The following is a 20,753-nucleotide window of genomic DNA, read 5'->3' as shown; positions in this document are numbered from 1 at the left end:
ACTGCGTCAACTTTTACAGACCTCTCAGCCTGTGATGGTTGGAGTACCAGGCCATTAGCCGAAGATACCAACTAGGCGGTTCAATGGTGAGCGCCGCCTCTTTTGCCTCACCACCAACGAATGCAGTATCCCATCGTTAGAGTCAAATTTACCCAACTTTATTCAAAATGTCAACATTCTGATGTTAACTTGTCGCCATCCGTGGCAATCGTGGTGCTAACGTGTGACGCTATTCAAAATATTGTCAGCGTTAGACTCTTCTTTGTGGCATTGGGTAATCAGAGCGTCATACAGGGGCTTAACTGTGCGAGACCATGTAGGTTGCGTCAGGTCTGGTACCAGCACCGCTACAGCGCGATACGCTGCGCTTGCTGGCATACGTGAATAACCAACTCCCTTGCATCGCCCACACTCTTTCTCGACTATCCTTCCCCATTGTTCGGTTTTCGCCAGGTCAACGGCATGACCGGTACCATGGCAATCTCTGCATCGTGCGCCAGGTGTTGCAGCGCTGCGGCAATAATCCGCATAGGCGAATGTTGCGAGCACTTGCAGAACCTTTGCCTTAATATTTCCTTCAAGCTTTGCAACTCCACGGTATTTCCCCGATACCTTGTGAGCGAATTGCATCAGATAGTTGATAGACTTTTGCTTGTCGTTCTGGCTGAGTTCATGTTTCCCGCAGAATGCAGCCATACCGAAACCAGCTTGTGATTGCGCCATCCCCATAGCTGCCATCACATCTGTTCCTGAAAGAGAATCCGAAGCTGTAGCCCTTGGTGAGTCGCTCATCATTGGGCTTTTCGGTGAATGAAACTTCGCTACACTTTCCAGCCTCATGCAGCCTCCGGATCGTGATCTGGTTTGTTAATTCCAAGCCTATTAACCAACTCACGTCGACGATGAAGCAGGATGACTAGCGCTTTCTCTGCGTCTGCAATTGTCGCATCGAGTGATTTTAGTGCTTGCTCATCTGCGTGACGCTGCCATTTGACTTGCTGAAGGTTAGTTACAGTACTCATGCGGGTTCTCCTACTAAGCTGTCTAACTGGCGACGCATCATCTTCAGTGCGCCATCAGGGAATGGCTGACGGGCCAAACCTGCGAAGATGGCGCGGATTTTCTTGTCACGGATACGCTTGAGTAACTCGGTTACTGTTGCGCGGATGGTGGCGTTAATCTTGCGGTCTTCGAGTTGTGCGAATCGCACGGATAACTCCACTGTGACCAGTGCATCCAGATACTCTTCACAGACCTCTCTGCTTATGTCTATCATGCTGCCTCGCTATATCTCTTACGGAGTTTTTCGTAATGACGAGCCCGGCGCGTGAAGATTGATTTCACTCGCTTCAGGTAGTCGATATCGAATTTTCTAGTTTTGTTGTCGTGCTCGATGCGCTCGACAATTTCCAGTCCGTACTTTTTGATGAGATTTATTCGGTATGGGATAGGGTTTCCAGACAGGTCACGATTACATTTGACGCAGCTGGAGTTGTTGTTGAACACGTTAAACCTAAGCCACGGAGCTGCTCCTCTTGACCGGTAGTGGCTGGCATCCACTGCGCCACCTCTTACGCCGTAATTGAGCGGCCTCTCGCAAGATATGCATGGCTTTCCGTAGTCACGCCAGAAGATGAACTTATTTACCGCCGCCTGAGCCTCTTTGTTCCATTCCGATCTGGTCTTTAAAGCCTCCCTTCTCTTCCTCAAATCAGCGCTTTGCTCACGTTCGCGCTTGCGCTGTTCACGCGCAGCAATTTCAGCATCGCGTTGCTTATTGAACGCAATGGCACATTTGTAGTTGTGGCAGACTTTCTGGAGAGAACTTCGAGGGATGTATTCGGTAGAGCAGATTGGACAGGTCTTAGGCTTAGGCGTTTTGCCTTTAGCCATTTAATACTCCAGTTCAGGGTCGTTTTTCAGATCGTGTTTTTTGTAGAATTCCTGCCACTCTCTTTCCAGTCGTTTGCTTGTAAACTTCACTCGGCATTTTGAATACGTACGAATGGCATTGAATGGCGCAGTGCCTTTTGGGAATTCAGACCGGAACACTTCTGCCACAGGCACTAAAACCAAGTATAAATAATCAGAGCTACTTGTTGAATCACTCATCATCTTCCTCCGTCATAAATCCGTTAGGGTCGCGATACGCTATTGCCAGTGAGGCGCATTCTTCACAGCAGTGAACCTCGCCATCTGATAATTCCTTCGTGCAGCCAGCACACAACGTTCTACGTATGCTCTGCTGCTCGTAGGATTGAGCTTCTGATTGGCTAAGGGTGCACATAGCATTTTCCTTCGCATTGAGGACAGGCTTTATACTCAATGCCGATGTTTTCCCCGTGGTCAATTTGAATTAATCCATTGCCATCGCAGAAGGTGCATTTATTGGCCTTCATGAGGAACGCGATCATTGCCGTTTTGAGCGGCTCTTTCTCGCTACCATAGTGAGACTCACCTGTTTTGGTGATGGCTTTACACCAGGCATTTTGCGGAGGTTCGTTGCCGTCTTCATCGAAGATGATGCTGATTAAGTTGTCCTGGATGATAGGCCACGCATCAGAAGCGTTGTTGCATGGGTCGAATGAGCCGCGTACAACTTCGACCTCCACAATATCTCCACCTACTACATCACCTTCAAACGAGACAAGTAACATCGCTCCGTCATCACCCTCTTTGCAATCTGGTGAACCACCATGAAGCGCTTCGAATACTGCGACGTTAATTTCAAAATCTGATAACTTCGAATAGTCCATAGCTAACTCCATATCTTCTGCTGAAATCTCTTATCCACTCTCGGTTCTTTCGCGTACTCAGGTAGAAGCGCAGCCACATTCCAAAGGCGCGGGTCTGTGCTTAGCGTTCGTTGAGTTTTTACGTTGCGGGAGCGGTACTGATTGATGAGGTTTGTTGCTTCTTCGGTGGTGAGATTTAAGTGATGAAACCATGACATTTTCATTTCATGCAGCGTCTCCGAATCTGGCTTTCCACTCCAGCGCTAACCGGGCTTCATCAGACCACTTAACACCATGCTCAGTACCGAATGCCTGGATAAGCTCAAGTAACTCTGCAAACTCGCCTACGCGCATCTTGCTGGTTGACTGGCCTATCACCACGAAGCCGTTATTCTCCAGATTTGGCACCACATCCTGCTTCTTCAGTGCTGCGGTGAAGATGCACTTCCAGCTTTCAGCATCCAGCCATCGACCATGCCAGTTAACCTGCTGAGAGATATCCCGAAGAGTGGCCCACAAACGTTTGTTTTGTTCTCCTGAGCGCGTTCTCTCGGAGATGGTTACTGTGATTGGCTTTTCGTAGGATGGAAGGATTTGCTGTATGGCTTGAATGGCGTTCTGCTGATGAATGGGGCTTCTTAGCTCAAACGTTAGTTTTTTCATCTCCAGTTCTCCGATTCCAGTTCTCTTCTGCTTCCTCAGGTGATAACCAACCAAACCAGGTTGTCATCGGGCATTTACCTATGTCGCTTGAGCACATGATTTGATATCCCTCCATATCACCATCTGGGTAGTGCTCAGCTGGGCTTCCACAAAATGGACACGGCTTTAACTCGCTCATACTCACTCCTTCACTTTGATTCCAGCGGCGATTACTTCATCTCGCACACGAGACCTATAAGCTATCTGGGCGCGCACAGATTCTATAGAACGCCACTTTTCTATTTCAGGAAGCGCGATATCGATAGCTGCGCGAGATGATTTCCAGATTTCCCAAGCCATGCTAATTCCACTGGTTCTTAAGTGTGCTTCATCCCAGTAATCTTCTTTGAACCTGGTGCTTTCAACCATGCTCAGAGGGATACCCTTAATTTTTGCGAACTCTCGTTCAAACTGCTTTCTTGATTCGTCCACATTCCTCTCCATCAGCGTGCTGGGGTGTTAGTTGGCATTGGCATTCAATGAGGATTGATTCTCCCCATGGATAAAATCCGCCACTGTCCTCCATGCCAGTTCCATTGCATCTTTCGCATCGCGGTTCTTGCTCATTGACGCATCTTTCATAAACGTGAAGCGCGGAATCGTTTGAGTCAGGAAGTCTGATATACCCAAACTCAACGCCGTTGAGAATAAATTGACGCCTGAATTCAGATTCAATTTTGATATCTTTAATCGCCTTCTCAATCCGCTCTGCCCAGCCTGGGATGATGTGCTTACCACCATATTCATCAGCTTTCGGGTTGTATTGGCGCATTTCTTCTAAAATGTTTTCTAGTTTATAAATGTCGTATGTCATGAAGCCCTCACCTCTCTCAATCTCTGGTTGATTTCTTCATCCAAATAAAAAGGCCTATCGTTGCTGATAGGCCTGTTATTAACTCTGTGATGTAGATGGTCATACACTAATCCTCTGCGTTTCGTTCCTCGCATTGAAATCAGATGCTGTTATGCACTCCTGAATGCAATTAGCGAAAACAATTTCACCATCAAGGCATCGAACCCAACGCCAATCTTTGAATATGCGATCGGATACATTTCTAGACGGGCCAGTAGGTATGTCATCCAGAAAATCGGAGTAATAACGAATCAGATATTCCATTGCGTCTTCACGCAGAATTGCGTCTTTGTAGTCCATCATCCCCTCCAGTCTGTTTTCGGCGCTTCACTCTCGTTGTCGGCGAAGCGTTTGGCTGCTTCCTGTTGGTCAATGTTGACGAAGTGCCCATTCTTCCAGCCCATGTAAAACGTTTGAGGCTGCCCAGATCGGTATTTACCGATGATGATTTCCGCAATTCCCTTCATGTTGCTGTTCTCGTCGTAAACTTCATCCCGGTACGGGAAGATGATTACGTCCGCATCCTGCTCGATAGCGCCAGATTTAGCCAAATCACCCAGCCCAGGACGTTTTTCCTGACGTCCTTCTGGGCCACGGTTAAGCTGTGCAAGAAGGATTACCGGAACCTTGTTGCGCAGGCAGAACTGCTTTAGCTTTCTGGTGATGTCAGCGATGGCCTGATGCTCTGGAATGTTTGATGGCTTCTCGATTAGGCCAAGGTAGTCGATTGCGAGGAAGCTCAGGCCGCCGTCCATGTTCATACGCTCCGCATGAGCTATGCACTCATCAACGCTAAACGAACCGTCTATAACATGGTTTTCTTCATCCAGAAGAGTTCCTGTTGCAACGGTAAGGCGTGTGTATTGCTCCTGTATCATGCAGAGAGGGTTGCGAAGGGTTCCCACAGATAATCCTGCGCGATCTGCAACGTGACGCTCTACTACCTGCATATCCGACATTTCCATCGAGATAAAGAGCCCCTTCCCTTTCTGCCTTCCAACTGAGTTAGCGATATTGATGGCAAGTTCCGTTTTGCCCATTCCAGGACGACCAGCAATTACAATCAGGTCCGTTCTGTCCAGTCCTCCGTATGCATCATCCATGGGCTGAATTCCAGTCTTGAGGTACAAACCAGACTCTTCTCCTTGCATCCTGTTTTCCAGAACAACCATGTAATCGTCAAGCAAATCACCGATGCGGCGCGGTAGCTTGTCGTTGGTTTCGAACTGTAGTTTTGACAGGATTCCGCTTACTTCAGCGATCCTGTCATTCAGGTCATGTGTTCCTGCTCCTGCCAGAAGTTCTGCCGCTCGCTTAAGCTCAGCCTCGCCACGGCGTAACATCCAGCACTGCCTGACACGTTTTGCCCAACCGCGGATGTTTGCCGCCGATGAGCATTTGCATGCCACCTCGACCACAAAGTCCTTCGTCGCAGATGGAACTGCATCCTTCACGGTAAACATGTCTACCGGCTCAGCCTTGTTGAGCAGGGTTACTATCGCCTGATACATGCTTTTCAGGTGGAAGTTCTCAAATGCGTCAGCAGGTAGCTTGCCGGCGATTTCTCGGCAGTCGATGTGATCGCCCTTGACCATCATCGAACCAACCAGTTGGTGCTCAAAGTCGTAACTTTCCATCAGCTTCCAGCTCCTAAAATCTCATCAATCTTTTTCTGCGTCAGGGCAGTATCAATTCCGTACACCTTTCCTTCAGGGTTTCCACCAAGTGCCCACTGAGTAGGCTGATAACCGTGCTCGATGTATCCATTCAGGATGCTGTCGATATCACGTGGCTCCTTGCCAAGCTCTTTGCACTGCTTCAGGTAGGATGACCACAGACGCTTAATTCCATTCTCTGTCGACGTAGTGATGCTTCTGATGGTCGGCATACCAAGACGCTTGGCTTTGCAGTTCCAAGTATCTTTGAAACGCTCGCGGTCGAATACCGGGACTGTAGAGCGAGGATTAGTTTGTCTTGCTCTTGGGTTGGTTCCTTTCTGACGGGGTGTTAATTTTTCATCACCAGATAATCCCACTTCGTGGGTTTGGGTATCTTTTAAATTGTCTTTGGTAAGACTGTTTAGGGTGTCGGGTGATTTCGCCCAACTTGAAACCTTTTTTCGCCCAACATTTTGGGTGGTTTCGCCCAACATTTTGGGTGGTGTTTTTGGGGTCTTTTTGAGCACCCATTTATCAATGCTGACGTTCACGCTAACCAGCTTGAAACCACCAACTTTTCTGAGATTAATAATCTTGCGTTCTGCCAGAACATTCAGGGCTGCGGCTACATCTGAATCATCCAGATCTGTCACTTCAGCCAGGTATGTATTCGTTACCTTGTCCTCCGACTTATTCCAGCCAAAGGTGCAATAGATAACGGCGTCCAGAACCTGATGTTCACGACCTGCAAGTTTCAGTTTTGGCTTAAGCTTCCCGATGCTGGTAGCTACACGCATGTAACCATCATCAAGACTCGCCACTTTACGCTCCACTACCTCATGTCGAGGTTGGTAGTCCGATAGCTTAACGACGCCCATTCTTCACTCCTGCTTTGGCTAGTCTGTAAACGCCAATAAGACGCTCTGCGAACGCCCTGTTATTGGCTGCTGTAACGACCAATCCCTCAGGTGAATCAGGGTGTCGAATTTCTTCTTTTTCCTGGTATTTCTTACGACGCTTTGTCATAATTACTCCTGTGAATTGATCCAGTTGTTCCCACTCAGAACTGCATGGTGATTTGATCTGAATCCCCGACCTTGCCCGTTGGGGATTTTTTATTTGTGAGACCGTTTAAAGCACATCGAAACGCCCTGCTTATCGGACTTATGTCTGAATCCATTCCGAACGCGCACAGAACCGCCGCTATGAAGCGCCAGTCAGTTCTGCTTATCTTCGACTCATGACAACCAACCATCTGCGCCAGTCCACGCTGGGTGACTGTAGAAAGGTTAATTAGCAAGTCTGTTTCAGTGCGATCGATGTCTCGTTGCGTTGGTTTGCTGTAACTTGCGTGTTCCATATGTGAAACTTTCCTTAGTTAATAAGTAAGTACGCATTCATTGATGCGCTGTATTGAGTGGGCCGGAACAGCCCGTAGGTTTTTAAAGAGCGGTAGAACTATGCGGCTTTGCCGTTTTTGGTACCGTACTGCAACCAAATTGGATCACAGTTGAGTGCCATCGCTATCTCAAATAAGAATCGTGGACGCTTTGTTACCCCAGCCTCGATAAGCTGAATAGACTGTTGCTTAACACCTGCTTTGTTAGCCAGTTCAGTCTGGGTCATCTTTAGCGATACACGTTTCTTTTTGAGGCGCTCAGATAGAGTTTGCATATCGCCTCCTTCAACAAACTTTCTTGTATTTTCATACAAAGTAACTTGTTTGTCAATTACAGGTTTTCTTGTAACTATTGGAGGAAATTACAGAGGTAAGTTATGAGCATTTCTTCCAGGGTAAAAAGCAAAAGAGTACAACTAGGCCTCAATCAGGCAGAGCTGGCGCTGAAGGTTGGCACCTCTCAGCAATCAATCGAGCAACTGGAAAATGGAAAAACCAAGCGACCAAGATTTTTGCCAGAACTCGCTTCAGCTCTCGGAGTTAGCGTCGATTGGTTATTGAAAGGTTCGCCAGATTCAAACATAACTTATGTTGGTCCAAACGAACCTAAAGGAAAATATCCATTGATTAGCTTAGTTAGCGCTGGCGCGTGGTCAGAGGCTTGTGAGCCGTACAATCTTAAAGATATTGAGGAATGGTACGATAGTGACATCCATATGCTTGGAGAGGGATTCTGGCTGAGAGTCGAAGGTGACTCCATGACTGCGCCAGTTGGTCAAAGTATACCTGAAGGGCATATTGTCCTTGTTGACACCGGGCGTGAGGCATCCAACGGTAGCTTAGTTGTCGCCAAGCTCACTGACGCCAACGAGGCAACATTCAAAAAGCTTGTTATCGATGGCGGTCAAAAATACTTGAAGGGACTCAACCCTGCATGGCCCATGATCCCAATCAATGGTAACTGTCGAATTATCGGGGTTGTCGTTGAAGCAAGGGTTAAGTTCATATGATAAGAATCCTCGTAGCAATAGCGATACTTTTCTTGCCAATAGCCTCTTATGCGAATTGCTGGATCGTCTCTAATTTACAGGGAAAATCATCATTTAATGGTGATAACTATGATTTTATTGACGATGGAATGTCTGGAGTTGCGATAAAACTAACCATCAACGATGACACGGCATCTGTAACAAATCTGGATGGAAGCCCTATATCTGACATCACATACGTTCCCCTATCCAGCAATACAATGGTTGGAAGCTTCCAGTCTGGCGGCGGGATAACAGTTGAGACATGGTCAGTCACGAAGGATAAAAAGGTAATGTATTCAAAGGTTATGAATATCCCTAGAATGCAAAAGCTAACATCGACAAAAGCTTTCGTAGGCAACATTTCTGGAACTTGCGATAACTAACACCTGAAACACCACTCCCCCACTATCTAAAAACAAACTATTTTCCGTTAAAAAACAATGGAGTTTGTTTTTCCTGCCTAAAAATACAATATTTCTTGTTTACAACATACAATCTTTCTTGTAATTTTAACCCATCAGCAGGACGCACTACTCACCAGGACGGTGAATGCTCTTTAACAACAGAAGGCCTGTTCCGGGCCAACAATACCAAACGAGATGGGTTTGGGGTGTGGTGAATACTGACCAATGCGCAGGAAGCCACTCAGGTGACGCTGTCGAGCTAAAGATAGTCGACCACCACACCACCAAAACCATTTCAGGAGGCAATCATGACTAATCGTGAACACAAGAAGTTATTACGCGCTATTCGTCATCAACAACAGCTTCGAGATAACCAGATGCTAGCCAAGAAGATTGACCGCGCATTTACACGCATCTCAGAGGGCTGTAGCAATCGCGTTGTGGCTGCTACGTCATTGGTTAGCCTGAGAGAGAAGAAAGCTCAGGAAGAGTTACCAGAGCGTTCTAATCGCATTTACTACAGCAAGCCACGCGGTGACATGGGTGTGACTTGTGCGGGTCGTCAGAAGGTAAAAGGGAAATCTATCCCACTTATTTAATTGAGGGTTAATTATGAAACTGAATATAACTGTGGATCTGGAATGGCTTGGCGAAGATGGTGACATGGATGAAGAAGTTAAACACCAGATCATCTCAGGAGTGAAAGCAGCCATCTCTAAGGACTGTTTAGCGAAGGTTGAGAAAGAGGCTTCACAGCAGATTAATGAAGCCATTAACGAGTCAATAGTTGCGGCCAGAAAAGCAATCGAACAAAAGGCCGTTCAGTTCGCCGATGACTGGCTTGAAAAAGAAGTGACCATTACCGATAAATGGGGCGATACGCAAGACTGTCTGACTATTACCGACCTTATCAAGCGCACATTTGATGGGCTAATGGAGAAAAAGGTAGACGATAACGGAAACTTTGCTGACAGCTACAGCGGTAAAACCCGACTCATTACTTGGCTTACCGGCAAGAGAGTTCAGGACGTTGTACAGGAAAAGCTTAAGGGAATAAACCGAGACATTGACCGTCAAATTACTGAGTGTGTTAACGAAGGAATTCGTCAGAATGTTGCTAATAAGTTTGCTGAAATGGTTGTGCAGACCGCGCAGCATAACCACAAGGTTGCATTAGAGAGCAAATCATAAGGCCGCATAGTCGGCCTTCTTTTGGCAGCAAGCCACAGAGGTGAATATGAAAGAGTTTAAAGGAACAAAACAAGAATGGGTACGTGATGGGCGAATGGTTTACGCGCTACAGGGCGATGAGAATAGATTCTACGCGGCGTTTTATCCTGGCAAATGCTGCTCGCCAGACGAAGCATTAGCTAATGCCAGGCTTTCTAGTGCAGCTCCTGATTTGCTGAACGAGCTGAAAAAGCTTCGGGAATACGTCATTAACATCTGCGACGTTGATGAGGACGATTGCCATAGTGAACATCCGTTGATGTCGTCACGCGCAGCCATCAGCAAGGCTCTTGGGGAGGAGTAATGGAGTGGATTAAGTGTAGTGAGCAGATGCCGGATGAGAATGCAGAACAAGAGGTTCTGGCATGCTTCAAGGGTGGTGACATATCGACTTTGTATTATTTCGAAGGTCGGTGGGATGACGCATACGGAATCGTGCCAATTCGACAGGACGTTACCCACTGGATGCCATTACCTGAACCACCAAGCGAATAGCAGCTGATAGCTAATTCTCTGAGTTAGCTATTGGGTGTAATACCGCACCACATCATCCAAAGGAGACGGCGGATGATGTTCTGATTAAATGCCTTAACCATCCCTTGATAGTCTTGCCGCTCTATATGGGCGGCATTTTTTACTCGCATATCAATAACTCTTCGTCGAGGAGTTTTCGCTATGCCTATAACAACACAAGGAGCCACCCATGATTATAAAAATCGCGGGAGGCACTCGCATGGGTGTCTTCCATCTACATGAATCACTTTTAGATCGCATTACTCGCAAATTACGCACCGGATGGAAGCGTCTCAGTGAAATCCTTAATCAGCCAGGAGTTCCACGCGATGACTATTGTGCCTGTTAACGGAACCATCCTTGTTCAGCAAGGAAATCGTGAGTTCAACAAGCTGTACGAGAAATCATTCCCTGACACTAAGCAAGGTATTGCAGAGGCCTATATGTGGGCTGCGGGAATATCTCTTGGCTGGGATAAATGGCAAGACGAAGATTGGGATAAGAAACATGCTGCATGATTTTGATGATGATGAATTTATAGCGCTCATATCTCCAGAGATTGAAGAAGAAGTTGAGCAGCAAATTAATCTGGCAGCAGAACGGAATAACCAGCAAGTCACATTGCAGGAGTTAGCGGGGTATTACTCATGACAAGCAATAAGGTTTACGCAGCAATTAGTGCTGTAGCTAAGGAGATGGCTACAACAGGAATTAGCAAAGACAGACGAAATCAGCAGCAGGGATTCAACTTCCGCGGAATTGACCAGGTATACAATGCGTTAGCTCCAGCCCTTGTTAATCACGGACTTCTTATCCTTCCTCGAATCACTGAGCGCTCTGTAACTGAAAGAACAACACAGAAAGGTGGCGTGTTGTTTTATGTTGTCGTAAAGGCGGAATTCGATTTTGTCAGTACAGAGGATGGCAGCATTCATACCGTAACCACCTACGGAGAGGCGATGGATAGCGGTGATAAGGCCACGAACAAGGCCATGTCTATCGCATATAAGTACGCAGCGTTTCAGGCCTTCTGCATTCCAACAGAGGAGACTGCAATTGATGCTGATGCTGAGGTTCATCACATTAAACCAGCGGATGCAGACCAAATTCTTTCTGAGTTCACCCAATACGCAAGTATTGAGAATGACGGCAAGAAACTACAGGAACAATACGCTCTTACATGGACAAGGCTGAACGGATTTGCTGATCATCAAGCTAAATGTAAAGACGTTACAGGCATTCGTATCAAAGAACTAAAACAGGCGGCATAAATGGCTAGTAGAGGCGTAAATAAGGTTATCCTCATTGGTAGATTAGGCCAAGACCCGGAGGTGCGCTACGCACCTTCTGGTGCGGCATTTGCAAATCTCACTGTAGCAACATCAGAACAGTGGCGAGATAAACAGACAGGTGAGCAGAAAGAGCAAACTGAATGGCACCGCGTAGTAATTAGCGGAAAGCTTGCGGAAATTGCCGGAGAATATCTGCGAAAAGGTTCTGAGGTTTATCTCGAAGGAAAGCTGAAAACCAGAAAATGGACTGACCAGGCAGGAATTGAGAAATACACAACAGAAATTCAGGTTGGTATTAACGGAACAATGCAAATGATTGGAGGAAAGAGAGAACCCGACAATCAACCTAAAGCACCTCAATCTGCACCACCACCAAAACAGAAAACATCGAATGAGCCTCCTATGGACTTCGATGATGATATCCCCTTCTGATTTAAAACAATAAGGACTTAACCATGAATACACCTCTTCAAGGGGCGGGATACCTGCATCTTCCAAAACGCTACCGCACCAAAGAAGAGGTGCTTCAGATGCTTAAAGAGCATGTAGCAAATGGTTGCAACGGAGTGCGGGAATCAAGGGATGAACGAATGCTGCGTAAATACCAGGAGCGTCACGCAGCCGCTGTATGGCATGCAAACACTATCGCCAGACCATATTGGCAAATTACCGGGCCGGTTCGCCCGGTTGAATACACCGAAGAGCGACTCAGGAATTACATCGGTCGCTATGGTCAGACTCGTAACGACTGAGGAACTTCTCATGAAACTAAACATAGATTTGGGTAAATACGTTATCACAGGAACCAAGCATGACCTTGTTCTCAGCGAAAAGAAGAAAGTAAACGACGAGAAAAGTAAAAATTTTGGTAATGAAGTTTTGGTGCGCTGTGGTTACTACAGCAAGTTTGAGCATCTGGTTAAAGAACTATGCCATCGTGAAATTCTGGCATCAGAATCGCAATCACTTCAGGAATTACAGCAGCACATAGAGACGCTTGGACTGTCATTGAGCAAAGCGATTAATGACTTTATGGAGGCGAAATCATGTTAGGCAGACAATACGACCCTTCATTAACTCCTGGTGAATTAGTGGCGCGCCAGAGAATCAGACCTTACCCATCACGCGAAGAACTGTTAGCGCGTAATTCATTCCCAAGCGTGAATGAAAATAAATATCTGAATGCAAGATTGCCGGGAGTGAAGAAATGAAATTATTTGAGATGGAAGGATTTCTGCGCGGCAAATGCATTCCCGGCGATTTGAAGGTAAATGAAACCAACGCAGAATATCTTGTGAGAAAGCTTAACAAAATTAACGAACTAACAGCAGCACACTCAACGCTTGAGAAAGCGCGTGAAGTGACGAACTGTCCTGATGGTGTGGAGTTGCAGGAGCATTTGAAGCAACTGGTCAGCAGTACATGCCTATCCAAACAGTGGAAGCCGGAGTTTTGCCCCATTACAGGACGTAGATTCTTCATGTGGATTGAGCATCCAGAACTCGGCAATGTTCCTACGTATGGCGGCCCGTTTGATAGCTACACCATTCCAACTAAAGACAGTAACGGAGAATTTAACTGCGAGCGGTATGACCATGATTCTGGTGATTGGGCCGATAGTGAATATGTTGGGGTGCAGATTGTAAGTGACGAAGAGGAAATCGTGACAGACAGCATCCTGCGTGAAGCTGAGGCGCGGGGTGTTGAGAAGCTCAAGGAGCATCTTAATGAGTGGATGGCTGTAATGAACGTCCCATCAGATATGCAGTTCGAATACTCTGAGTTCATCAGCGCATGCGATGAATTCGCAACCCAGCTTCGCGAGGGGGAAGCATGAAAATCGAAAAAATGGATGTACTGGCTTTCACCATTACCGATGTAGAGCGTCTCGATCCGGTGCGCGTGATGATTGAGAACTATGAACCTGGTAAGGGCCGCATCACCGTTACATGCTTTGGTAAGGCTTGGACCGGCGCCTGGTTTGCCATGGGCGGCGACACCGTGCAGGCGTTCATTAAGCGCGTTAGCAATGAGTACCTTATCGGCTATTTCGACCCGCAGCTGGAAAGCACTGTTGATGATGATAACGATGAAAACCTTATTTTCGTGAAATCAGAAATCATCAAACTTCGCCGCCAATTGGAGATTAGCCACGAAGAAGCCCGTTCTATGTGGGATGAGGCAGAAAATGCTGACGATGTGAAAGCGTGCTGCTGCAATTACCTTGTCGGTGACAAGCTGCTTAGCCTATTCGGTGATGACCCATGGTATGCGAAATGGCCGAAAGTGCCGAACCACGAATATCAATACCTCGATCGCATCGTTAGCGCGGTACGTGATGGCCTGAACGAACTGGAGCAAACAGCATGAGCATGACAACAATGTCTAACCGTGAGCTTGTCGATGCAGCGATCGAACTTGCTGGTCAGTTCTACGCCATGCAGGGCTATTCACATCGGCCTGGTTTTAAATATTGGCAGTCACCACACCCACAAGAGCGCCTTGTTTTCGAAATGGCTTGCCATGCATTTGAGGTCATTCGTGGCTCTGACGTAATGGATGCTATCGCTGATTTGGAGGATGAAGAGTGAGCATGACAACAGAACTGGCGCAGCGTACCGATATGTTGATGGTCAACGCGCTTGAAACAGCGAAACAACTCCGCGAACTGGCAGAGTCTTCCGTCGCAGAAGCAATTTTCGAATCAGTTGTTGAAAACGAAAACGGTAAAGAAATTCAGTTTGAACGGCCTATTTCTGACTTGGCATATGCAGCATTTTTGCAGCTTGAGGCACTGGTAGAGGCGCTGGAAGCCAAAGAAGAGCAACGAGCCAACTGGTTTCATATGACTGAGAAATTGGGTAGTGAGTTGGATATTGCCGAAAAGCGCATTGCTGAGCTGGAGCGTATGGAGTCGACACTTCGCGCGGTAGGTGTGATGAGCCAGAAAGCATATTGCCGGCTGGAAAATAGAGAATCACGATTCATTGCGCTCTGGCCTCGCCCTGAAATCTATTTACCGCGTAAGCGTCCTGATGATGGTGTGATTGTCTATGCGCGTACGGCTGGCATCCAGGTTATCGAAGGAGAGCAGAACAATGGCTAAGACACAGATGCAGTTAGCAAACCGAGCATGGCGCACCGAGACGAAAGAGCTTGGCTGGCATCGAGGCTGGAAAACAGGCCGTAAGGGTTGGAAAGCGTTCTGTCGTGAGAATGCAGCGATAACGGTTGAAGAACACCTGAAAACTGACCCGCCATTTACTGACCAGGCTGACGCCAATTATCACGTTGCTGAAGAACTCACTTACTGGACGAACTAACAATGACAACCCCAATCACAAAAGAGCAAGCCCAGCGCCTGCGCAATGATTTTGAATGCTGGCAGCAGGACTACGACCCGGTAGCCGACAAAGAGCAGTTTGACATGTTTGGCCTCGGCATGATCGCCATGGATGCGCTGCTGGCGGCAATGGACTCCGAACCAGTAGCGTATGCAGACCCGCAGGCACTCCGAAACTTTCTGGCTGGAGCTGCTCGGAGAGAATGGATGTGGAGAAATCCTGCGCCAGACCTTATACCACTCTACGCCGCCCCGCCAGCGATGGCAGTTGACGCAGAACCTGTAGCCGACGTTGTAGCCTGGCACAAAGAAGGCGAAGAACGTACCTGCGATATCCGTTGGCGACGTTTCGATGTTGCTCCGGGGCCGCTGTTTGCGGTGTCGCAACCGGTGGCGACTGTACCAACATTCGATGAATGGCTGGAAATCCGCGGCAACAAACCACTCGGCTGGGTCAAAGATGCGATGCGTGAATCGTATGACGCCTGCCGCGCCGCCATGCTTCTGGGAGGTAAATCATGACCAATAACAACCTAACAGACGAGCGCCTGAGCGCACTGATCCGTGTGGCAAGGGATTCTCTTGAATTGTATGAAATGGAGTCGCCTGTCATTGATGATGTAATGCTAGCGCTGGCCGAACTACAGCAACGCCGTGCCACCATGCTTCAGGCTGGCAACTCTCAGGTAATTCCGGATGATTGGCAACTGGTGCCAGTTGACGCAACCCTGGACATGCTTAAGGAAGGAGCCAAGCAGAACATGAAGAATGAATCATTCCAGAGTGTATGGAAAGCCATGCTTGCAGCAGCACCGCAGCAGGAGGGGATGTGATGTCTAAAATGACATTCGTCGTTGAGTTCGAAGATGGCAAAGAGCCTCCAGTTAGCTCCCGCCTTGATGTAGCTGGAGGAAGGCTTGTTTCGGTTTTATTTGGTGACTACCGAGATGACTTTTTTAAACCAGAAGAAGTCGATGTGGTTAGAGAAGCCTTATATGAAATTGGAGTAGATGACGTTGACGATGATGTTCATTCTGAAATCATAAAGAAAGCGGAGCTACTAACTTACTGAAACGGAGTAACCATGGAATCACACAGCCTCACACTCGATGAGGCCTGTGCATTTCTCAAGATATCCAGACCTACCGCCACCAACTGGATTCGCACAGGCCGACTGCAAGCAACCCGTAAAGACCCTTCAAAACCTAAATCCCCTTACCTCACCACCAGACAAGCCTGCATTGCGGCTCTTCATTCTCCGCTGCATACTGTCGACGTGAGCGCGGGTGATGACATTAAAGAGGAAAGAAAATGTCACTCTTCCGCAGAGGTGAAATATGGTACGCCTCGTACTCGCTCCCGGGCGGGAAGCGAATTAAGGAATCTCTTGGCACAACGGACAAGCGGCAAGCTCAGGAGTTGCACGACAAGCGAAAGGCAGAACTCTGGCGAGTAGACAGACTCGGTGACTTTCCGGATGTGACTTTTGAAGAAGCTTGTTTGAGATGGCTTGAAGAGAAAGCAGATAAGAAGTCTCTCGATTCTGACAAGAGCAGAATGGAGTTCTGGTTGATGCACTTCGAAGGGATTCGACTAAAGGATATTACAGAAGGGAAGATTTACGCCGCTGTTAGCAGGATGCAGAACAGGAAGGATAAGGAGATATGGCAGAGCAAGGTAGATGCAGCGAAGCGGAAAGGAACTGAGCCACCTGCATTTACGCCACGACCAGTGACGACAGCGACAAAAGCCAAGCATCTGGCGATGATGAAAGCTTTATTGCGTGCAGCAGAGCGTGACTGGAAATGGCTGGAGAAGTCACCTGTTATCAAAATCCCTTCAGTAAGGAATAAGCGCGTCAGGTGGCTTGAGGCGGAGGAAGCTAAAAGGCTGATTGATGAATGTCCGGAGCCGCTTAAGTCGGTTGTTAAGTTTGCGCTTGCAACCGGGCTCAGGCGTTCTAACATCATCAATCTTGAATGGCAACAAATAGACATGCAGCGTCGCGTTGCCTGGATAAACCCGGAGGACAGCAAATCAAACAGAGCAATTGGCGTTGCACTGAATGATACAGCATGCCGGGTACTTAGAGACCAGATTGGCAATCACAATAAATGGGTGTTCGTCCACACCAAAGCAAAGCATCGACCTGATGGAACTCTGACGCCTACAGTAAGAAAGATGCGGGTTGATGATTCAGTAGCATGGAAAGCTGCGTGTAAGCGTGCGGGAATTGTTGATTTCAGATTCCATGACCTGAGGCATACGTGGGCTAGCTGGTTAATTCAGTCTGGCGTTCCGTTGTCTGTTTTGCAGGAGATGGGAGGCTGGGAGTCTATCGAGATGGTTCGCAGGTATGCACACCTGGCACCGAATCATTTAACTGAACACGCACGTCAGATTGACTCGATTTTTATCAATGATGTCCCAGATATGTCCCACACTCAAAATCAGGAGGAAATAAAAGAGGCGTAACTGATTGATTTGAAATGGTACGCCCTACAGGATTCGAACCTGTGACCCACGACTTAGAAGGTCGTTGCTCTATCCAACTGAGCTAAGGGCGCATTGTGAAGCCAGAACTTCGCGGGGGTGAAACGCGAGGAATTATACGGTCACCGGACGGTGAGTCAATCCATTTCAATGTGAAATCAGGGTTGTTCGCGAAGATGGACATTACGCGAACAGCCCTTGCGTTTTTTTTAACCACTCTTCTTAAGGTAGCCTGAGTGCTGCGAAAACCCTTACCTAACTTTAAGTATTGCCTTAGAGAAGAACCTGACTCTGGTGTCACAATGTCTGCTACTGGCTGTTTGACCGCATCGTTAGATAAGCTATAAGTGAAGACGCGCGTGACGGCGCCAGGAAGAGAAGCATGCGCATCGCAATTCGCAGAGAAAGGAGGCGTCGTTCAGGCACCGATCACCCTGGATTTAAGAATCCACACGCCTGGCCCCCGTTTTTTGATCGACTTGAACGCCTGACTCACTCACTTGCCCTCACGCACAAAACCGACTCCCCTCATTTTATTCTGGTCAGCAGCGATCAATTCTTACGGCAGGGGTTTCGTTTCGCCCCCTATCCACTGAGTAACGGTTGGGTAACCTCAACGCTGGATAATGCGCTGGACTTGCTTCCCAAAGCCCCCGGCGTGCAACTGCTGGTCGATATTTACTACACCGATGCACCAGCCATCGAAACGCTGGATCGCTTGCGGCGCATCAGCTTTGCGTTTCCGCAAAATTATATTCACCTGATAACCCCGACACAGGACAAAAAAGCCCTGCATTTTATGAAGGCGGTGACAACGCTGCGGATAATCAGTCGGCACACACCCTTTCGTACGCTGCGCAAAAAATTGCTTATGCCGCAGCCAATGCAGTTCAACCGGAAAAGTCATTTCTCACGTGATGAGTGGCTCATTCTGATGGCGCTGACCCAGGGGCGTTCGTTGAAATCCATCGCCAGCGATCACGACAAAGATTATCACAGGATTATCTATCGCCTGGGGCGCATTGTTGAACGGCTCAAGCTACAGCATCGCTCAGAACTTATTCACTTGCTGAAAAATCTTTCTGCTAGTTCAAACTGACAATTTCGTTAACCTCTTAAATCTTAGATTGTTTTAAGAAATTACTTAATCGAATTGATCTTTTTTTGTTAAATTTAAACAATATCGCAAACTTTATAACTATTCCTAAGACCCGATTTTAGATAGCAAAAGTCACTCTTAAACCAGTTCGTAAAAGTGCATTCCTCTGTTGTGTATTCATAAAGGAACCTTGCAAATAGCGCTATTTGCAGAGCTGACCGGCGTTAACGGCCAGATATCGTAGGGTTTTAGATTACAGTGATAAAATTTCTTTCTTTTGCCATTCCTATAGCTCGCATCGAGATCAAAAGGAATTTTTTGTGGAATAATCGTTGAATTGCGCCATTCCGGATATGTTTACCGATCGATTATTCCCCAATAATTGCGCCACATCAATTAACACGTTTTCAACATTTAGCATCTATTAATATTTATGCCTGGAAAAAAAGTTAAGTCCTCTACAGGATTTTAAACACCTGGTGGTAAATACCAAAAATAATTTAAATAAACTTTCTGACTAGAACATCATATTAATTACGGATTGATGCGACTTTAATAATGCTTTTCGGACAATTCATAGCAAGTATAATAGCCATGTACTTATCGTGTTATAAGAAAAGCCTTTTTCAAGGGTTTAGGCATTGTTTAAGTACCGGACAGAATTGTCACTTTATAATGGTACAAGTAGGGATAGATAACTCCTCTGGAAGTAAGCTAAAAATTAAAATTTTTTATTTATCCATTCGACTTGTAATAGTTTCCGTAAAGGAATCCCACGTAACTATTCCACCAGTCTGAGGCATATAAAGATGAAACCGGCATCCGTTATCATTATGGACGAACACCCTATAGTCAGAATGTCGATCGAGGTCCTGCTCCAAAAAAACCCACAGGTTCAGGTTGTTCTGAAATCAGATAATAGCCATGAAGTCATTGAATACATTAGGAATAACAATGTTGATATGGTTATACTTGATATTGAGCTTTCTGGTTCAGACGGGTTTTCATTACTCAAACGGATAAAGAACATCAGTGAAAGCACCAAGGTTCTTTTCTTATCATCCAAATCGGAGTCGTTCTATGCCTGTCGGGCGATCAGGGCTGGCGCAAATGGTTTTGTCAGTAAACGGAAGGATCTGTGTGATATCTATAAAGCGGTGGAGATGCTCCTGGCCGGATATTCTTTTTTCCCGGCCGACTCCATGAATATCTTCGGTGGCGGTAACACGCGCAGTAATAAGTTTAACGACATGCCGTTATCCAATCGAGAAATTACCGTACTACGTTATCTTGCTAATGGTTTGTCTAATAAAGAGATAGCAGCCCAACTATTGTTGAGTAATAAAACTATTAGCGCGCATAAATCAAATATTTTCACCAAACTTGGCGTGCATACTATCGTTGAACTGATAGATTATGCGAAAGCTCACGAATTACTCTAGCCCTTCATGAATCCCGGCCCTGAAACGGGCCCGGGAAGTCAGTTATAGTTTAGCGTAAAGGTTGCATCCGCATCGGCACTCCCCGGCTGTGGATTATCTGCCGTGGAAATGTAATTGGCGTAAAACGACAGAGTGGCATCCCCTTGTGCGTCAATGGCTACCGCTTTACTCTCCTGTTGTAACGGAAGGCGAGATTTATCCTCATCAAGGATCTCCACCGCAACGCGACTGGCCTGGCTTGTGCCATTCAGCGCCAGCAGGGTATTGTCCTGAGCGTCAGGCGTTCCGGCAAAGGTTATCGATACCGCCCCCGGCGGGCAGCCCGTCAGGCGAATCGAAAAGGGCATCGCCTGAGTTTTGCTGCCCGCCGTTTGGAGTTGCTTTGTGGGCCAGGATCCCAACTGGACTTCTTTCGCACTGTCGCTGGCGTTGACCACGCAGCTTAAATCCACAATATTGCCGGACAGCTGAATGTTGATCTCGCCCAGGGGCGTGGCCGCCTGTACAGTACTCATCATCGCCAGCAATGTCAGGGCACAGGTGAAATGACGTGGCATCT

41 protein-coding genes, 1 tRNA gene and 1 pseudogene are annotated in these 20,753 nt (G+C 47.1%); 25 read left to right on the top strand and 18 right to left on the bottom strand.

Features of this window, described 5'->3' with window-relative positions:
- Window positions 1-216: 216 nt before the first annotated feature.
- The 16 genes from DBY68_RS19425 to DBY68_RS19345 all read right to left on the bottom strand — a co-directional run bounded on the left by DBY68_RS19425 (window position 217) and on the right by DBY68_RS19345 (window position 7,622).
- Window positions 217-840: an antitermination protein gene (locus DBY68_RS19425; RefSeq protein WP_108474036.1), complete on the bottom strand. Its 624-nt coding sequence runs from the start codon at window positions 838-840 to the stop codon at window positions 217-219.
- Window positions 837-1,022 (bottom strand): hypothetical protein, encoded by a 186-nt coding sequence (locus DBY68_RS19420; RefSeq protein ID WP_108474037.1) that lies wholly within the window; start codon window positions 1,020-1,022, stop codon window positions 837-839. The genes DBY68_RS19425 and DBY68_RS19420 overlap by 4 nt, the downstream gene beginning before the upstream one ends.
- Entirely contained in the window at window positions 1,019-1,276 is a 258-nt protein-coding gene (locus DBY68_RS19415; RefSeq protein WP_108474038.1) for a hypothetical protein, read from the bottom strand. The genes DBY68_RS19420 and DBY68_RS19415 overlap by 4 nt, the downstream gene beginning before the upstream one ends.
- On the bottom strand, window positions 1,273-1,893 hold the full coding sequence (locus DBY68_RS19410; protein WP_108474039.1) for a recombination protein NinG: 621 nt from the start codon (window positions 1,891-1,893) through the stop codon (window positions 1,273-1,275). The genes DBY68_RS19415 and DBY68_RS19410 overlap by 4 nt, the downstream gene beginning before the upstream one ends.
- The gene (locus DBY68_RS19405; protein WP_233503910.1) at window positions 1,894-2,115 is read right to left on the bottom strand and encodes a hypothetical protein; all 222 of its coding nucleotides are present in this window, start codon (window positions 2,113-2,115) and stop codon (window positions 1,894-1,896) included.
- Window positions 2,105-2,287: a protein NinF gene (locus DBY68_RS19400; protein WP_108474041.1), complete on the bottom strand. Its 183-nt coding sequence runs from the start codon at window positions 2,285-2,287 to the stop codon at window positions 2,105-2,107. The genes DBY68_RS19405 and DBY68_RS19400 overlap by 11 nt, the downstream gene beginning before the upstream one ends.
- Window positions 2,274-2,756: a phage protein NinX family protein gene (locus tag DBY68_RS19395; RefSeq protein WP_108474042.1), complete on the bottom strand. Its 483-nt coding sequence runs from the start codon at window positions 2,754-2,756 to the stop codon at window positions 2,274-2,276. Before DBY68_RS19395 ends, DBY68_RS19400 begins: the two co-directional genes overlap by 14 nt.
- A gap of 204 nt (window positions 2,757-2,960) precedes the next feature.
- Window positions 2,961-3,398 carry a recombination protein NinB gene (locus DBY68_RS19385; protein ID WP_146745487.1) on the bottom strand — a complete coding sequence of 146 codons (438 nt, stop codon included), beginning with the start codon at window positions 3,396-3,398 and terminating at the stop codon, window positions 2,961-2,963.
- Window positions 3,379-3,576 (bottom strand): Lar family restriction alleviation protein, encoded by a 198-nt coding sequence (locus DBY68_RS19380; protein ID WP_108474044.1) that lies wholly within the window; start codon window positions 3,574-3,576, stop codon window positions 3,379-3,381. Before DBY68_RS19380 ends, DBY68_RS19385 begins: the two co-directional genes overlap by 20 nt.
- 2 nt (window positions 3,577-3,578) lie before the next feature.
- Complete coding sequence (locus tag DBY68_RS19375) at window positions 3,579-3,869, bottom strand: hypothetical protein (protein WP_108474045.1); 291 nt, start codon at window positions 3,867-3,869, stop codon at window positions 3,579-3,581.
- The gene (locus DBY68_RS19370; RefSeq protein WP_108474046.1) at window positions 3,844-4,251 is read right to left on the bottom strand and encodes a hypothetical protein; all 408 of its coding nucleotides are present in this window, start codon (window positions 4,249-4,251) and stop codon (window positions 3,844-3,846) included. Before DBY68_RS19370 ends, DBY68_RS19375 begins: the two co-directional genes overlap by 26 nt.
- Before the next feature lie 338 nt (window positions 4,252-4,589).
- Window positions 4,590-5,927: a replicative DNA helicase gene (locus tag DBY68_RS19360; protein ID WP_108474048.1), complete on the bottom strand. Its 1,338-nt coding sequence runs from the start codon at window positions 5,925-5,927 to the stop codon at window positions 4,590-4,592.
- Complete coding sequence (locus DBY68_RS19355; RefSeq protein WP_108474049.1) at window positions 5,927-6,826, bottom strand: replication protein; 900 nt, start codon at window positions 6,824-6,826, stop codon at window positions 5,927-5,929. The genes DBY68_RS19360 and DBY68_RS19355 overlap by 1 nt, the downstream gene beginning before the upstream one ends.
- Window positions 6,813-6,974, bottom strand: a complete 162-nt coding sequence (locus DBY68_RS23015; protein ID WP_199538677.1) for a hypothetical protein — start codon at window positions 6,972-6,974, stop codon at window positions 6,813-6,815. The genes DBY68_RS19355 and DBY68_RS23015 overlap by 14 nt, the downstream gene beginning before the upstream one ends.
- A gap of 34 nt (window positions 6,975-7,008) precedes the next feature.
- A complete protein-coding gene (locus tag DBY68_RS19350; protein WP_108474050.1) occupies window positions 7,009-7,308 on the bottom strand; it encodes a CII family transcriptional regulator in 300 nt (99 codons plus the stop codon).
- Window positions 7,309-7,406: 98 nt separating this feature from the next.
- Window positions 7,407-7,622 carry a helix-turn-helix transcriptional regulator gene (locus tag DBY68_RS19345; RefSeq protein ID WP_108474051.1) on the bottom strand — a complete coding sequence of 72 codons (216 nt, stop codon included), beginning with the start codon at window positions 7,620-7,622 and terminating at the stop codon, window positions 7,407-7,409.
- A gap of 102 nt (window positions 7,623-7,724) precedes the next feature.
- Between DBY68_RS19345 and DBY68_RS19340 the strand changes: the two genes are divergently transcribed.
- From DBY68_RS19340 to DBY68_RS19230, 23 genes and pseudogenes are all read left to right on the top strand, one after another.
- A complete protein-coding gene (locus DBY68_RS19340) occupies window positions 7,725-8,357 on the top strand; it encodes a LexA family transcriptional regulator (RefSeq protein ID WP_108474052.1) in 633 nt (210 codons plus the stop codon).
- Window positions 8,354-8,761: a hypothetical protein gene (locus tag DBY68_RS19335; RefSeq protein ID WP_108474053.1), complete on the top strand. Its 408-nt coding sequence runs from the start codon at window positions 8,354-8,356 to the stop codon at window positions 8,759-8,761. Before DBY68_RS19340 ends, DBY68_RS19335 begins: the two co-directional genes overlap by 4 nt.
- A 329-nt stretch (window positions 8,762-9,090) precedes the next feature.
- On the top strand, window positions 9,091-9,381 hold the full coding sequence (locus DBY68_RS19330) for a transcriptional regulator (protein ID WP_108474054.1): 291 nt from the start codon (window positions 9,091-9,093) through the stop codon (window positions 9,379-9,381).
- A gap of 13 nt (window positions 9,382-9,394) precedes the next feature.
- Window positions 9,395-9,973, top strand: coding sequence for a hypothetical protein (locus DBY68_RS19325; RefSeq protein ID WP_108474055.1), 579 nt, complete (start codon window positions 9,395-9,397; stop codon window positions 9,971-9,973).
- A gap of 46 nt (window positions 9,974-10,019) precedes the next feature.
- Window positions 10,020-10,316 (top strand): hypothetical protein, encoded by a 297-nt coding sequence (locus DBY68_RS19320; protein WP_108474056.1) that lies wholly within the window; start codon window positions 10,020-10,022, stop codon window positions 10,314-10,316.
- 399 nt (window positions 10,317-10,715) lie between these two features.
- Complete coding sequence (locus tag DBY68_RS19310) at window positions 10,716-10,874, top strand: protease FtsH-inhibitory lysogeny factor CIII (RefSeq protein ID WP_108474058.1); 159 nt, start codon at window positions 10,716-10,718, stop codon at window positions 10,872-10,874.
- Window positions 10,855-11,043 carry a DUF5444 family protein gene (locus tag DBY68_RS19305; protein ID WP_108474059.1) on the top strand — a complete coding sequence of 63 codons (189 nt, stop codon included), beginning with the start codon at window positions 10,855-10,857 and terminating at the stop codon, window positions 11,041-11,043. The genes DBY68_RS19310 and DBY68_RS19305 overlap by 20 nt, the downstream gene beginning before the upstream one ends.
- A complete protein-coding gene (locus DBY68_RS22950; RefSeq protein ID WP_158529129.1) occupies window positions 11,033-11,176 on the top strand; it encodes a hypothetical protein in 144 nt (47 codons plus the stop codon). The genes DBY68_RS19305 and DBY68_RS22950 overlap by 11 nt, the downstream gene beginning before the upstream one ends.
- Complete coding sequence (locus DBY68_RS19300; RefSeq protein ID WP_108474060.1) at window positions 11,173-11,796, top strand: ERF family protein; 624 nt, start codon at window positions 11,173-11,175, stop codon at window positions 11,794-11,796. The genes DBY68_RS22950 and DBY68_RS19300 overlap by 4 nt, the downstream gene beginning before the upstream one ends.
- On the top strand, window positions 11,797-12,249 hold the full coding sequence (gene ssb, locus DBY68_RS19295; RefSeq protein ID WP_108474061.1) for a single-stranded DNA-binding protein: 453 nt from the start codon (window positions 11,797-11,799) through the stop codon (window positions 12,247-12,249). It abuts the gene before it with no gap.
- A 23-nt stretch (window positions 12,250-12,272) separates the two neighbouring features.
- Complete coding sequence (locus DBY68_RS19290) at window positions 12,273-12,569, top strand: hypothetical protein (RefSeq protein ID WP_108474062.1); 297 nt, start codon at window positions 12,273-12,275, stop codon at window positions 12,567-12,569.
- A gap of 10 nt (window positions 12,570-12,579) precedes the next feature.
- Window positions 12,580-12,870 carry a hypothetical protein gene (locus DBY68_RS19285; protein ID WP_108474063.1) on the top strand — a complete coding sequence of 97 codons (291 nt, stop codon included), beginning with the start codon at window positions 12,580-12,582 and terminating at the stop codon, window positions 12,868-12,870.
- Entirely contained in the window at window positions 12,864-13,028 is a 165-nt protein-coding gene (locus tag DBY68_RS19280; RefSeq protein WP_108474064.1) for a DUF2737 family protein, read from the top strand. The genes DBY68_RS19285 and DBY68_RS19280 overlap by 7 nt, the downstream gene beginning before the upstream one ends.
- Complete coding sequence (locus DBY68_RS19275; RefSeq protein WP_108474065.1) at window positions 13,025-13,654, top strand: hypothetical protein; 630 nt, start codon at window positions 13,025-13,027, stop codon at window positions 13,652-13,654. Before DBY68_RS19280 ends, DBY68_RS19275 begins: the two co-directional genes overlap by 4 nt.
- On the top strand, window positions 13,651-14,187 hold the full coding sequence (locus tag DBY68_RS19270) for a hypothetical protein (protein WP_108474066.1): 537 nt from the start codon (window positions 13,651-13,653) through the stop codon (window positions 14,185-14,187). Before DBY68_RS19275 ends, DBY68_RS19270 begins: the two co-directional genes overlap by 4 nt.
- Entirely contained in the window at window positions 14,184-14,408 is a 225-nt protein-coding gene (locus tag DBY68_RS19265; RefSeq protein WP_108474067.1) for a hypothetical protein, read from the top strand. The genes DBY68_RS19270 and DBY68_RS19265 overlap by 4 nt, the downstream gene beginning before the upstream one ends.
- Before the next feature lie 2 nt (window positions 14,409-14,410).
- Window positions 14,411-14,923 carry a hypothetical protein gene (locus DBY68_RS23150; RefSeq protein ID WP_233503909.1) on the top strand — a complete coding sequence of 171 codons (513 nt, stop codon included), beginning with the start codon at window positions 14,411-14,413 and terminating at the stop codon, window positions 14,921-14,923.
- The gene (locus tag DBY68_RS19255) at window positions 14,916-15,140 is read left to right on the top strand and encodes a hypothetical protein (protein WP_108474068.1); all 225 of its coding nucleotides are present in this window, start codon (window positions 14,916-14,918) and stop codon (window positions 15,138-15,140) included. The genes DBY68_RS23150 and DBY68_RS19255 overlap by 8 nt, the downstream gene beginning before the upstream one ends.
- A 2-nt stretch (window positions 15,141-15,142) precedes the next feature.
- Window positions 15,143-15,682 carry a hypothetical protein gene (locus DBY68_RS19250; protein WP_108474069.1) on the top strand — a complete coding sequence of 180 codons (540 nt, stop codon included), beginning with the start codon at window positions 15,143-15,145 and terminating at the stop codon, window positions 15,680-15,682.
- Window positions 15,679-15,993, top strand: a complete 315-nt coding sequence (locus tag DBY68_RS23010; RefSeq protein ID WP_199538676.1) for a hypothetical protein — start codon at window positions 15,679-15,681, stop codon at window positions 15,991-15,993. The genes DBY68_RS19250 and DBY68_RS23010 overlap by 4 nt, the downstream gene beginning before the upstream one ends.
- Window positions 15,993-16,232, top strand: a complete 240-nt coding sequence (locus tag DBY68_RS19240; RefSeq protein ID WP_108474070.1) for a hypothetical protein — start codon at window positions 15,993-15,995, stop codon at window positions 16,230-16,232. The genes DBY68_RS23010 and DBY68_RS19240 overlap by 1 nt, the downstream gene beginning before the upstream one ends.
- 12 nt (window positions 16,233-16,244) lie before the next feature.
- Window positions 16,245-16,340 (top strand): annotated as a pseudogene (locus DBY68_RS23145) (helix-turn-helix domain-containing protein); the annotation flags it as partial.
- A gap of 131 nt (window positions 16,341-16,471) precedes the next feature.
- Window positions 16,472-17,635 carry a site-specific integrase gene (locus tag DBY68_RS19230; RefSeq protein ID WP_108474072.1) on the top strand — a complete coding sequence of 388 codons (1,164 nt, stop codon included), beginning with the start codon at window positions 16,472-16,474 and terminating at the stop codon, window positions 17,633-17,635.
- Window positions 17,636-17,650: 15 nt separating this feature from the next.
- On the opposite strand, the gene DBY68_RS19225 is transcribed toward DBY68_RS19230, so the two are convergent.
- Window positions 17,651-17,727 (bottom strand) — tRNA-Arg (locus DBY68_RS19225).
- 308 nt (window positions 17,728-18,035) lie between these two features.
- On the opposite strand from DBY68_RS19225, the gene DBY68_RS19220 reads away from it, so the two are divergent.
- A complete protein-coding gene (locus tag DBY68_RS19220) occupies window positions 18,036-18,752 on the top strand; it encodes a histidine kinase (RefSeq protein WP_108474073.1) in 717 nt (238 codons plus the stop codon).
- A gap of 809 nt (window positions 18,753-19,561) precedes the next feature.
- Complete coding sequence (gene fimZ / locus DBY68_RS19215; protein WP_108474074.1) at window positions 19,562-20,194, top strand: fimbria biosynthesis transcriptional regulator FimZ; 633 nt, start codon at window positions 19,562-19,564, stop codon at window positions 20,192-20,194.
- Between the two features lie 38 nt (window positions 20,195-20,232).
- Here fimZ and sfmF read toward each other — a convergent pair whose 3' ends face one another.
- Window positions 20,233-20,751: a fimbria assembly protein gene (gene sfmF, locus DBY68_RS19210; RefSeq protein ID WP_108474075.1), complete on the bottom strand. Its 519-nt coding sequence runs from the start codon at window positions 20,749-20,751 to the stop codon at window positions 20,233-20,235.
- Between the last annotated feature and the right edge of the window lie 2 nt (window positions 20,752-20,753).

It is taken from the genome of Pseudocitrobacter sp. RIT415, assembly GCF_003057695.2.
Taxonomy (GTDB): domain Bacteria; phylum Pseudomonadota; class Gammaproteobacteria; order Enterobacterales; family Enterobacteriaceae; genus Pseudocitrobacter; species Pseudocitrobacter faecalis.
This window is presented reverse-complemented; position numbering and strand designations above follow the sequence as displayed.

What these genes read in the sequence shown, in the direction of transcription:
- DBY68_RS19255 (WP_108474068.1), top strand. Translation starts at nt 14,916, where the DNA reads ATGGCTAAGACACAGATGCAGTTAGCAAACCGAGCATGGCGCACCGAG.
- DBY68_RS19290 (WP_108474062.1), top strand. Translation starts at nt 12,273, where the DNA reads ATGAATACACCTCTTCAAGGGGCGGGATACCTGCATCTTCCAAAACGC.
- DBY68_RS19250 (WP_108474069.1), top strand. Translation starts at nt 15,143, where the DNA reads ATGACAACCCCAATCACAAAAGAGCAAGCCCAGCGCCTGCGCAATGAT.
- DBY68_RS19385 (WP_146745487.1), bottom strand. Translation starts at nt 3,398, where the DNA reads ATGAAAAAACTAACGTTTGAGCTAAGAAGCCCCATTCATCAGCAGAAC.
- DBY68_RS19415 (WP_108474038.1), bottom strand. Translation starts at nt 1,276, where the DNA reads ATGATAGACATAAGCAGAGAGGTCTGTGAAGAGTATCTGGATGCACTG.
- DBY68_RS19240 (WP_108474070.1), top strand. Translation starts at nt 15,993, where the DNA reads ATGTCTAAAATGACATTCGTCGTTGAGTTCGAAGATGGCAAAGAGCCT.
- DBY68_RS19405 (WP_233503910.1), bottom strand. Translation starts at nt 2,115, where the DNA reads ATGATGAGTGATTCAACAAGTAGCTCTGATTATTTATACTTGGTTTTA.
- DBY68_RS19230 (WP_108474072.1), top strand. Translation starts at nt 16,472, where the DNA reads ATGTCACTCTTCCGCAGAGGTGAAATATGGTACGCCTCGTACTCGCTC.
- DBY68_RS23150 (WP_233503909.1), top strand. Translation starts at nt 14,411, where the DNA reads ATGACAACAGAACTGGCGCAGCGTACCGATATGTTGATGGTCAACGCG.
- sfmF (WP_108474075.1), bottom strand. Translation starts at nt 20,751, where the DNA reads ATGCCACGTCATTTCACCTGTGCCCTGACATTGCTGGCGATGATGAGT.
- DBY68_RS19400 (WP_108474041.1), bottom strand. Translation starts at nt 2,287, where the DNA reads ATGTGCACCCTTAGCCAATCAGAAGCTCAATCCTACGAGCAGCAGAGC.
- DBY68_RS19335 (WP_108474053.1), top strand. Translation starts at nt 8,354, where the DNA reads ATGATAAGAATCCTCGTAGCAATAGCGATACTTTTCTTGCCAATAGCC.
- DBY68_RS19355 (WP_108474049.1), bottom strand. Translation starts at nt 6,826, where the DNA reads ATGGGCGTCGTTAAGCTATCGGACTACCAACCTCGACATGAGGTAGTG.
- DBY68_RS19345 (WP_108474051.1), bottom strand. Translation starts at nt 7,622, where the DNA reads ATGCAAACTCTATCTGAGCGCCTCAAAAAGAAACGTGTATCGCTAAAG.
- DBY68_RS19310 (WP_108474058.1), top strand. Translation starts at nt 10,716, where the DNA reads ATGATTATAAAAATCGCGGGAGGCACTCGCATGGGTGTCTTCCATCTA.
- DBY68_RS19340 (WP_108474052.1), top strand. Translation starts at nt 7,725, where the DNA reads ATGAGCATTTCTTCCAGGGTAAAAAGCAAAAGAGTACAACTAGGCCTC.
- DBY68_RS19300 (WP_108474060.1), top strand. Translation starts at nt 11,173, where the DNA reads ATGACAAGCAATAAGGTTTACGCAGCAATTAGTGCTGTAGCTAAGGAG.
- DBY68_RS19360 (WP_108474048.1), bottom strand. Translation starts at nt 5,927, where the DNA reads ATGGAAAGTTACGACTTTGAGCACCAACTGGTTGGTTCGATGATGGTC.
- DBY68_RS19305 (WP_108474059.1), top strand. Translation starts at nt 10,855, where the DNA reads ATGACTATTGTGCCTGTTAACGGAACCATCCTTGTTCAGCAAGGAAAT.
- DBY68_RS19420 (WP_108474037.1), bottom strand. Translation starts at nt 1,022, where the DNA reads ATGAGTACTGTAACTAACCTTCAGCAAGTCAAATGGCAGCGTCACGCA.
- DBY68_RS19270 (WP_108474066.1), top strand. Translation starts at nt 13,651, where the DNA reads ATGAAAATCGAAAAAATGGATGTACTGGCTTTCACCATTACCGATGTA.
- DBY68_RS19380 (WP_108474044.1), bottom strand. Translation starts at nt 3,576, where the DNA reads ATGAGCGAGTTAAAGCCGTGTCCATTTTGTGGAAGCCCAGCTGAGCAC.
- DBY68_RS23010 (WP_199538676.1), top strand. Translation starts at nt 15,679, where the DNA reads ATGACCAATAACAACCTAACAGACGAGCGCCTGAGCGCACTGATCCGT.
- DBY68_RS19350 (WP_108474050.1), bottom strand. Translation starts at nt 7,308, where the DNA reads ATGGAACACGCAAGTTACAGCAAACCAACGCAACGAGACATCGATCGC.
- DBY68_RS19370 (WP_108474046.1), bottom strand. Translation starts at nt 4,251, where the DNA reads ATGACATACGACATTTATAAACTAGAAAACATTTTAGAAGAAATGCGC.
- DBY68_RS19320 (WP_108474056.1), top strand. Translation starts at nt 10,020, where the DNA reads ATGAAAGAGTTTAAAGGAACAAAACAAGAATGGGTACGTGATGGGCGA.
- DBY68_RS19330 (WP_108474054.1), top strand. Translation starts at nt 9,091, where the DNA reads ATGACTAATCGTGAACACAAGAAGTTATTACGCGCTATTCGTCATCAA.
- DBY68_RS19395 (WP_108474042.1), bottom strand. Translation starts at nt 2,756, where the DNA reads ATGGACTATTCGAAGTTATCAGATTTTGAAATTAACGTCGCAGTATTC.
- DBY68_RS19425 (WP_108474036.1), bottom strand. Translation starts at nt 840, where the DNA reads ATGAGGCTGGAAAGTGTAGCGAAGTTTCATTCACCGAAAAGCCCAATG.
- fimZ (WP_108474074.1), top strand. Translation starts at nt 19,562, where the DNA reads ATGAAACCGGCATCCGTTATCATTATGGACGAACACCCTATAGTCAGA.
- DBY68_RS19275 (WP_108474065.1), top strand. Translation starts at nt 13,025, where the DNA reads ATGAAATTATTTGAGATGGAAGGATTTCTGCGCGGCAAATGCATTCCC.
- DBY68_RS19325 (WP_108474055.1), top strand. Translation starts at nt 9,395, where the DNA reads ATGAAACTGAATATAACTGTGGATCTGGAATGGCTTGGCGAAGATGGT.
- DBY68_RS19280 (WP_108474064.1), top strand. Translation starts at nt 12,864, where the DNA reads ATGTTAGGCAGACAATACGACCCTTCATTAACTCCTGGTGAATTAGTG.
- DBY68_RS22950 (WP_158529129.1), top strand. Translation starts at nt 11,033, where the DNA reads ATGCTGCATGATTTTGATGATGATGAATTTATAGCGCTCATATCTCCA.
- DBY68_RS19220 (WP_108474073.1), top strand. Translation starts at nt 18,036, where the DNA reads ATGCGCATCGCAATTCGCAGAGAAAGGAGGCGTCGTTCAGGCACCGAT.
- DBY68_RS23015 (WP_199538677.1), bottom strand. Translation starts at nt 6,974, where the DNA reads ATGACAAAGCGTCGTAAGAAATACCAGGAAAAAGAAGAAATTCGACAC.
- DBY68_RS19410 (WP_108474039.1), bottom strand. Translation starts at nt 1,893, where the DNA reads ATGGCTAAAGGCAAAACGCCTAAGCCTAAGACCTGTCCAATCTGCTCT.
- DBY68_RS19285 (WP_108474063.1), top strand. Translation starts at nt 12,580, where the DNA reads ATGAAACTAAACATAGATTTGGGTAAATACGTTATCACAGGAACCAAG.
- ssb (WP_108474061.1), top strand. Translation starts at nt 11,797, where the DNA reads ATGGCTAGTAGAGGCGTAAATAAGGTTATCCTCATTGGTAGATTAGGC.
- DBY68_RS19265 (WP_108474067.1), top strand. Translation starts at nt 14,184, where the DNA reads ATGAGCATGACAACAATGTCTAACCGTGAGCTTGTCGATGCAGCGATC.